This is a genomic window from Streptomyces sp. NPDC096205, from assembly GCF_044763135.1.
Classification (GTDB): Bacteria; Actinomycetota; Actinomycetes; order Streptomycetales; family Streptomycetaceae; genus Streptomyces.
Window position 1 is genome coordinate 77,061 of record NZ_JBIWFS010000013.1, and the last position, 7,326, is coordinate 84,386.

General features: G+C 68.8%; 6 protein-coding genes and 1 pseudogene. 4 read left to right on the top strand and 3 right to left on the bottom strand.

All coding sequences use genetic code 11. The features are described from left to right. Nucleotides 1-25: 25 nt before the first annotated feature. The gene (locus ACIQ6Y_RS37505) at nucleotides 26-844 is read right to left on the bottom strand and encodes an inositol monophosphatase family protein (RefSeq protein ID WP_404046839.1); all 819 of its coding nucleotides are present in this window, start codon (nucleotides 842-844) and stop codon (nucleotides 26-28) included. 139 nt (nucleotides 845-983) lie between these two features. On the opposite strand from ACIQ6Y_RS37505, the gene ACIQ6Y_RS37510 reads away from it, so the two are divergent. The 3 genes from ACIQ6Y_RS37510 (at nucleotide 984) to ACIQ6Y_RS37520 (ending at nucleotide 2,599) form a co-directional block, all read left to right on the top strand. Beyond that, nucleotides 984-1,889, top strand: coding sequence for a LysR family transcriptional regulator (locus ACIQ6Y_RS37510; protein WP_404047010.1), 906 nt, complete (start codon nucleotides 984-986; stop codon nucleotides 1,887-1,889). Further along, on the top strand, nucleotides 1,846-2,118 hold the full coding sequence (locus ACIQ6Y_RS37515) for a hypothetical protein (RefSeq protein WP_404046841.1): 273 nt from the start codon (nucleotides 1,846-1,848) through the stop codon (nucleotides 2,116-2,118). The genes ACIQ6Y_RS37510 and ACIQ6Y_RS37515 overlap by 44 nt, the downstream gene beginning before the upstream one ends. Nucleotides 2,119-2,347: 229 nt before the next feature. Continuing rightward, nucleotides 2,348-2,599: an acyl carrier protein gene (locus ACIQ6Y_RS37520; protein WP_404046843.1), complete on the top strand. Its 252-nt coding sequence runs from the start codon at nucleotides 2,348-2,350 to the stop codon at nucleotides 2,597-2,599. A 629-nt stretch (nucleotides 2,600-3,228) separates the two neighbouring features. Here ACIQ6Y_RS37520 and ACIQ6Y_RS37525 read toward each other — a convergent pair. Then, nucleotides 3,229-3,489: a hypothetical protein gene (locus tag ACIQ6Y_RS37525; RefSeq protein WP_404046846.1), complete on the bottom strand. Its 261-nt coding sequence runs from the start codon at nucleotides 3,487-3,489 to the stop codon at nucleotides 3,229-3,231. Nucleotides 3,490-3,987: 498 nt separating this feature from the next. After that, nucleotides 3,988-4,560: pseudogene (locus tag ACIQ6Y_RS37530) on the bottom strand (IS110 family transposase); the annotation flags it as partial. Between the two features lie 594 nt (nucleotides 4,561-5,154). Between ACIQ6Y_RS37530 and ACIQ6Y_RS37535 the strand changes: the two are divergent. Then, the gene (locus ACIQ6Y_RS37535; protein ID WP_404046848.1) at nucleotides 5,155-7,140 is read left to right on the top strand and encodes an APC family permease; all 1,986 of its coding nucleotides are present in this window, start codon (nucleotides 5,155-5,157) and stop codon (nucleotides 7,138-7,140) included. The last annotated feature ends 186 nt before the right edge of the window (nucleotides 7,141-7,326 follow it).

Here is a 7,326-nt window from a genome sequence, read left to right on the forward strand (position 1 = left end):
CGTGCGTGGAGGTTGTGGTGCGCGGTCAGCGCGAGAGCGTGGATACGGCCTCGGCGTGGACGCCGGGCGCGGCAGCCAGGAAGCTCTGGCTCTGTGGGGTCCAGGGGCGACCTTCGGCGTCGGAGATCCGTCCGCCGGCCTCGGTGACGAGCAGCGCTCCGGGAAGCAGGTCCGCGCGGGCGCCGGCGAACTGCCAGAAGGCGTCGATGCGGCCGGCGGCCACGTTCAGCAGGTGCAGGGTCGCGGGCACGGCGACGCGGACGACGAGCGCGTCGAAGAGCATCGCGGTGATCGAGGAGCCGACGCGTCGCACGACCTTTTCGTCCTCGTCCGGCCGGGCCTGGCTGGTGGCCACGATGCTCAGGCCGAGGTCCGCGGTCTGGGAGACGTGCAGCGGCCGGCCGTCGAGGAGGGCGCCCGCGCCGGTCAGCGCGGTGTAGGTCTCGCCGGTCAACGGCAGGTGCACCACGGTGAGCACCGGCTGGTTCTCACGCACGAGGGTGGCGGTCACCGCCCACTCCGGCAGGGCGTGCAGGTGGTTGACGTTGCCCTCGGCCGGATCCACGACCCACCATTCGCCGGGCGGCAGCGCCCCGCCGTCCAGTTCGTCCTCCACCCAGCCGGCGTCCGGGCGCAGTCGCGTGAGGCGGGGGCGCAGGATGTCGAGGGCCGTGTCGTCATTGACGGCGAGCGCGTGCATCAGCTCTTCGCGGGTCTGGTAGCGGGCCACCTCGCCGAAGCGTTCGCGCAGTGCCGAACCCGCCTCACGCACGGCGATAGCGGTCTGGGAGAGCAGGTCGGCGTCCGAGATGGCGACGTCAGTGGTCTGGAGCGTTTCGGACATGGTGGTGTTCCCGTCTGAGGAGGGGTGCTGAGGCCGATCGAGGGCCGAACTGCGCGTTGTTTCCTGCGCTTTCGCCTCAACGGTATGCACCCCCGCAATTAACTTCAAATGCATGTCAGGCACGGCTAGGTTTACTCACATGCAATTGGATTTGAATCTGCTCACCGCGCTCGACGCGCTGCTGGAGGAGGGCAGCGTGACCGGGGCGGCGGCGCGCCTGCATGTCACCGCCCCCGCGATGAGCCGGAGTCTGGGCCGGATCAGGCGCACGACCGGGGATCAGATCCTGGTGCGCACCGGCCGCACGATGACCCCGACGCCGTATGCGATCGCCGTCCGGGAACAGGTGCATGAGCTGTTGCACCAGGTCCAAGGGGTGCTGGCACCGAGCCGTGAAATCGATCTGGCAACGTTGGAGCGCACATTCACACTCCGCTGGCACGATTCCCTGGTCGCCTTGAGCGGCCCCGCGCTGCTCGCGGCCGTGCGCGGGCAGGCGCCGGGCGTGCGACTGCGCTTCGTCGCGGAATCGAGCACTGACACACCCGAGTTGCGGCGCGGCGAGGTCGACCTGGAGGCGAACGCCAACCGCCCGAGCGCACCGGACATCCGTGCCGAGAACGTGGGCGAGACCCGCCTCGTCATCGTCGCAAGGCAGGGGCACCCCCTCACCCGCGTCAGGACCGTCACCGCACAGCGGTACGCCGCCGCTGAGCACGTCACCGTCTCGCGACGTGGAAACCTCAGCAATGCCATCGACGACGCCCTCGCGCGGCTCGGCCTCACCCGCCGCGTGGTGGCGACCGCGCCCACGGAAGCGGCCGCGCTGGAGTTCGCGCGCGGCTCCGATCTCCTGATCAGCGCCCCCGAGGCCACCACGAGGTCAGCGGTCGCCGACCTCGGCCTGGTCGTGCTCCCCCTCCCGCTCGAACTGCCGTCGGCACCGATATACCTGTCATGGCATCAGCGCTACGACACCGACCACGCCCACGCCTGGCTGCGTGGGCTGGCGCGAACCGCGCTGGCCAAGTGCGGAGCGTCGTAGTCGGCGCCGTCCGGCCGGCTCACCCGCCGCCGGCCTGCAACGCGGACGCCTCACCGGCCTCACCCTGCGCGGCGACGACCTCATCGACGCGAGCCGGGCCGCCCGACAGATCAGCTTCGACGACACCCGTGAAGCGAGGCTGCTCGCGCAGCAGGCGATGGACCGCGTCCGCGACAAGTACGGCCCCGCCGTCATCGGGCCGGCCACCGTCTTCCGCCACGCCTCCTGAGCGGCCCGCCAGGCCCGCAACACGCCTATCCCCCCGCGAGGCATTACCGCCCGGATACGGACCTCATGATTTCCTGCGCGGTGAACGCGAGCGGGTCGCCCTCTGGCCGGGTGGAGAAGGGTGAGTTCTGGCCCAAAACGCTGCTTTGCATGACATACGTGATCCATGCTTCGCAGTTAGGGTCGTGATTCTTCCGACTGATTCGACCCAAAGATGGAGGAAGTGGACGATGGCAGCGGTGACCGAACAAGAGATCTTGTATGGACTCGGTGAGATCATTGAGGAGATCGTCGGCATCCCTGCCGCCGAGGTCACGCCTGAGAAGCGCTTCGTGGACGATCTCGACATCGACTCGCTGTCGATGGTGGAGATCGCAGTGACCGCCAAGGACAAGTACGGTGTCGAGGTTCCGGATGACGAGCTCCGCAACCTGAAGACCGTCAAGGACGTCATCGGCTTCGTCCAGGGCCTCCAGGTCTAAGCCTTGTCCTGACCTCTCGGCCCGGAAATCCGCATGCACGACGAAGCTGCTCCCTCCAGCGCGTTGACGCGGGAGGGAGCGGTGTACGGGGAGCCTGGTGTTTGACCCTATGCCGCGTGGCTTTGTTTAAACGAGAACGGGTTCTGGCTCAACTTCTGGGGTGAGGTCACCGGGCGTGAGTGGCAGCCATGGTGTTGGCGAGCTGCGTGACAGGGTCATCGGTGATCTGGTGACGGGACCGCTGGGTGGGCCAGGTGGAGAACGCGTCGTCCGACGAGCGCGGGACCACGTGGAAGTACAGGTGGGGTACTGACTGCTCAGAGCCGGGGCCACTGGCGCTCGCTGCGGGGCCTGCTGCTGGCCTCCACCGCCACCGCCACTGAAGATGCCTGCGATGGCGTTAACGGCAAACTTGAGGACGACCACGGCGCCGCCGCCCTGCATGATGACCTCCGGCGTCTCCGCTTCCCACACGCCGAAGGGCTTGGTGGCCTTGCCCAGGGGGTCCTGAACACCTCCGGCCGCCTTCTGGGCGCCGCCGAGCATCGAGCATCGCCTTGAGCTCCTTCGGCATGGCGGCGTTCCCCGGCGTCGGGGAACATCGGTACAGCGGTTATCGGTGAGAACGATCATGGTCCGATCGGTTCGAGAGTGCGGACCCGGTTCTCGTACTCGCGGCGCGCCTTTCGCTGTGCCGGGATCACTGGGGTGTCCGGGGTGCCGTCGAGGGGCTGGCAGCGGGCAAAGAGCTGGCAGTGGATGGCGGGGGCGGCGGTGACGCGCAGGGTGTAGCCCCGGCCGCGCCGCACGGTGACGCCCTGGTCGAGCGCGGCCCGCTCGGCGGGTTCCAGGTCGACAGCGCGGAGGAAGTCGGCGACCTTGCCCGGCATGTCGAGGGTGACTGGCAGCTTCGGGGCCAGGACCTCCCTCCTGCTCGATGGTGGTGTGGCTGGGCATGAGGTCGGCGACGGCCGTGCGGATCGCGCCGCGGCTGACGCTGTAGTCACTGGCGAGGGCGGCGATAGAGCGGCCCTCCAGGTACGCGGCGCGTACGTCGGCGGTCTTGGCGGCCGGGACAGCGGGGCGTCGTCCGCCCTTGTCGCCCTTGGCCTCGGCAGCGCGCAGTCCGTCGTAAGTGAGGTCGCGCTGGAGTTCGCCGGCGGCGGCGAGGGTCTGCACCACGAACTTCACGGTGGACAGCAGAGCAGTTCCCCGGTGCGCGGGTGGCGGGCGGTGAGGTCCATCGCGGAGAACGCGCCGTCGTGGATGCGCAGCGCGACCTGGTCGCGGTGGAGGACGTCGAGCACGTCGAGGATGTGCCCGGTGCCGCGTACGAGGCGGAACATCTCGGAGATGTGGACGATGTCGCCGGGCCGGGCGTAGTCGAGGAGAGCGGCCGGGGTTTGGTACTCGGTCAGCATGACGAGAGGGCCCTTGGCCGCGGAGTAGTCGAAGGCCCGCTCCAAGGCGGGGCAGATGCCCACGAGCAGGTCGCGGAGCTGGTTGATCAACCGCACCCGGTCGGCGATCAGGTCGGCCCGGTAGTTGGTCAGCACCTGGAGGGTGGAGACCAGCTCGGGCGGCGTGCTCAGTGGGGTGAAGTCCCGGCGCATCCGGGCCTGGTCGGCTATGACCCGGGCGTCCTTGGCGTCGGTCTTGCCCTCGCCGCGGTAGGCGCCGGACATGCGGTTGACCGTCCGGCCGGGGACATAGACGACCTGCTGACCATGGGCGATCAGCAGGGCCAGGAGCAGGGGTGGAGGCCGGCCGGAGATGTCCACCGCCCACCGCACTTCGTCGGCTCGTTCGCGGGCCGTATCGATAAGGGTGAGGATTTGGGCCTCGTCGTTGATCACCTTCGTCGAGAACAGTGTCTCGCCGTCGGCGTTGACCGCGACTGCCCAGTGGTGCCCCTTGCCAGCATCAATGCCGACCCATATCCGCTTGTCAGACGTGCTCAAGCCCGTCGCTCCGTGTCCCTCGTAACCAGCACTCCATGGTCCGAGGAACACTCCGCCGACAGGCCCCTAACCAGCGATGACCGCAGTTCTCAATCAGTGGTCGGAGCGTCCCGGAGGACCGGGCGGCCATTCCCCGGGAGCCATAAACGGCAGTCAGCCATCAGCCACACCCGGTCCTCCCGGACCGCCAACCATTCTTAGGGACCAGCCATGACGTCCCTGGGGCCCGGCTCGGGGATCACACCGTCCAACGACGCTGCGATCCTGCCGTCACGCGGGTGCCGACCGCACGCGCCTCCACCGTCTGACCGCGCCGGCGCGCTGCGCGACCCCTTCCCGGAGTAGGGGTATTCGCCGCGCCACAGTGCGCGGTGCCCAGGACCGTGCGCGACCTGTCCGAGCTCTACCTGCCCGGCGGACTGCTCCCGCTGCGCGACCAGGATGCGCCCGACGGTGAATGACTGTCTCTTTGCTCGCGCGGTTGGGTGCTGTCGACAGGTGGTCACGCCAAGACGGCGTGAAGATCGCTGATGGTGGCGTTAAGAAGGCGCGAAGATTCGGGTGCTGCCCGGACGGGCGCGTTGGCTGCTGGTTGTGTCGATATCGTTCAAGCGGCTGATCGTGGGCCGCCCGCTGAGTAGTGACCGTCTGGGTGAGCAGATGCTGCCCAAGCGGATCGCCCTGCCCGTCTTTGCCAGTGACCCGTTGTCGTCGGTGGCGTATGCGACTCAGGAGATCCTGCTGGTGCTGACGCTGGGCGGGCTGACTTATCTGTATCTGGCGCCGTGGGTGGCGGCCGCGGTGGTGGTGCTGCTGGCGGTGGTGGTGCTGTCCTACCGGCAGGTGGTGCAGGCCTATCCCTCCGGCGGTGGCTCGTATGAGGTCGCCTCGCGCAATCTGGGCCCATGGGCGGGGCTGGTTGTGGCGTCGGCGCTGATGGTGGACTACGTGATGACGGTGGCCGTGTCGGTGGCGGCCGGCGTGGACAACATCATTTCCGCGGTACCGGACCTGGGCCCCTACCGGGTTGTCGTGAACCTGGGCTTTGTGGCGCTGCTGACCGCGATGAACCTGCGCGGGGTGCGCGAGTCGGGGCGGCTTTTCGCGGTTCCGACCTATCTGTTCATCGCGGGTGTGCTGGCGATGGTCGTCATCGGGCTGCTGCAGACCGCGTTCGGTCATGCGCCGGTGGCCGAGAGCGCTGGGTGGCAGGTGCACGCCGCGTCCGGAAATCTGGGGCTGACCGGGATGGCGCTGGTGCTGCTGGCGCTGCGCGCGTTCTCCTCCGGCTGCACGGCGCTGACCGGAGCGGAGGCGATCTCCAATGGGGTGCCGGCGTTCAGGCCGCCCAAAGCACGGAACGCGGCCACCACGATGGCGGTGATGGGCGGCCTGTCGATCACGATGTTCGCCGGGATCACGGCGCTGGCCATGATCGCGGATGTCCGCTATGTCGAGGATGCCTGCCAGCTGGTCGGTTTCCCCGGCAACTGTGCGACCGGAACCCAGCGCACCGTGATCGCCCAGCTCGCCGCAGCCGTGTTCGGGGGCACGGACACGGTGATGTTCTTCTACATCCAGGCCGCGACAGCGCTGATCCTGATCCTCGCGGCCAACACCGCCTTCAACGGCTTTCCGCTGCTGGCGGCAATCCTGGCCGAGCACCGCTATCTGCCGCGCCAGCTGCACACCCGCGGTGACCGGCTGGCATTCTCCAACGGCATCATCATCCTGGCCGTGGTCGCCGGAACCCTGATCTACGCGTACGACGGGTCGGTGACCCGTCTGATCCAGCTCTACATCCTGGGCGTCTTCACCTCCTTCACCCTCTCCCAAGTGGGCATGGTCAGGCACTGGAACCGTGAACTGGCCAGCCTGCGGGACCGGGGACAGCGCCGGCGAATCCACCGCTCGCGGGCAATCAATGCGGTAGGCGCGTGCCTGACCGCGCTGGTGCTGGTCGTGGTCCTGGTCACCAAGTTCAGCCACGGCGCCTACCTCGTGGTGATCGCCATGCCGGTGCTGTACGCGATGATGCGCGGCATCCGCCGCCACTACGACCGGGTGGCCCGCGAGCTGCGCCCGCAGCCGGGCGGCATCACGCTGCCCAGCCGTATCCACGCGGTCGTGCTGGTCTCCCAACTGCACCAGCCCACCTTGCGGGCCCTGGGCTATGCCCGCGCCACCCGCCCCGACACGCTGACCGCGCTCACCGCCAAGATCAGCGACGAGGAGGCCAACGCGCTGCGCACCGAGTGGCAAGAGCGCCAGATTCCGGTGCCGCTGACCGTGATGGCCTCCCCGTACCGCGACATCACCGGCTCGGTGCTGGAGTACATCGCCCGCCTGCACCAAGAGCATCCCCAGGACCTGATCGCCGTCTACATCCCCGAGTACGTGGTCGGCCACTGGTGGGAACAGCTGTTGCACAACCAGTCCGCGCTGCGGCTGAAGGCACGGCTGCTGTTCCAGCGTGGGGTGATGGTCACCAGCGTGCCCTGGCAGCTGGACTCCAGCGACCGCGTCCATCCACGGCAGTCGCATGACGACGCGCGCAGCGACACGGCCAAGGTCGGCTAGCGTTTCGATCATGAGGAGCTTGAGCGTGCGGTACGACGGCGGCGGCCCCCGCCCCCGGGGGGGGGGGGGGGGGGGGGGGGGGGGGGGGGCGGGGGCGGCGGGGGGGGGGGGGGGGGGGTGGGGGGGGGCCCCGCCCCCCCCCCGCCCCCCCCCAACACCGAAACGAAGGGCCAGAAAGAGGGCAGG

Excerpts from the sequence above, each read along its gene's own strand:
- ACIQ6Y_RS37505 (WP_404046839.1), bottom strand. The coding sequence starts at position 844 with ATGTCCGAAACGCTCCAGACCACTGACGTCGCCATCTCGGACGCCGAC.
- ACIQ6Y_RS37525 (WP_404046846.1), bottom strand. The coding sequence starts at position 3,489 with ATGCCGGGCAAGGTCGCCGACTTCCTCCGCGCTGTCGACCTGGAACCC.
- ACIQ6Y_RS37520 (WP_404046843.1), top strand. The coding sequence starts at position 2,348 with ATGGCAGCGGTGACCGAACAAGAGATCTTGTATGGACTCGGTGAGATC.
- ACIQ6Y_RS37510 (WP_404047010.1), top strand. The coding sequence starts at position 984 with ATGCAATTGGATTTGAATCTGCTCACCGCGCTCGACGCGCTGCTGGAG.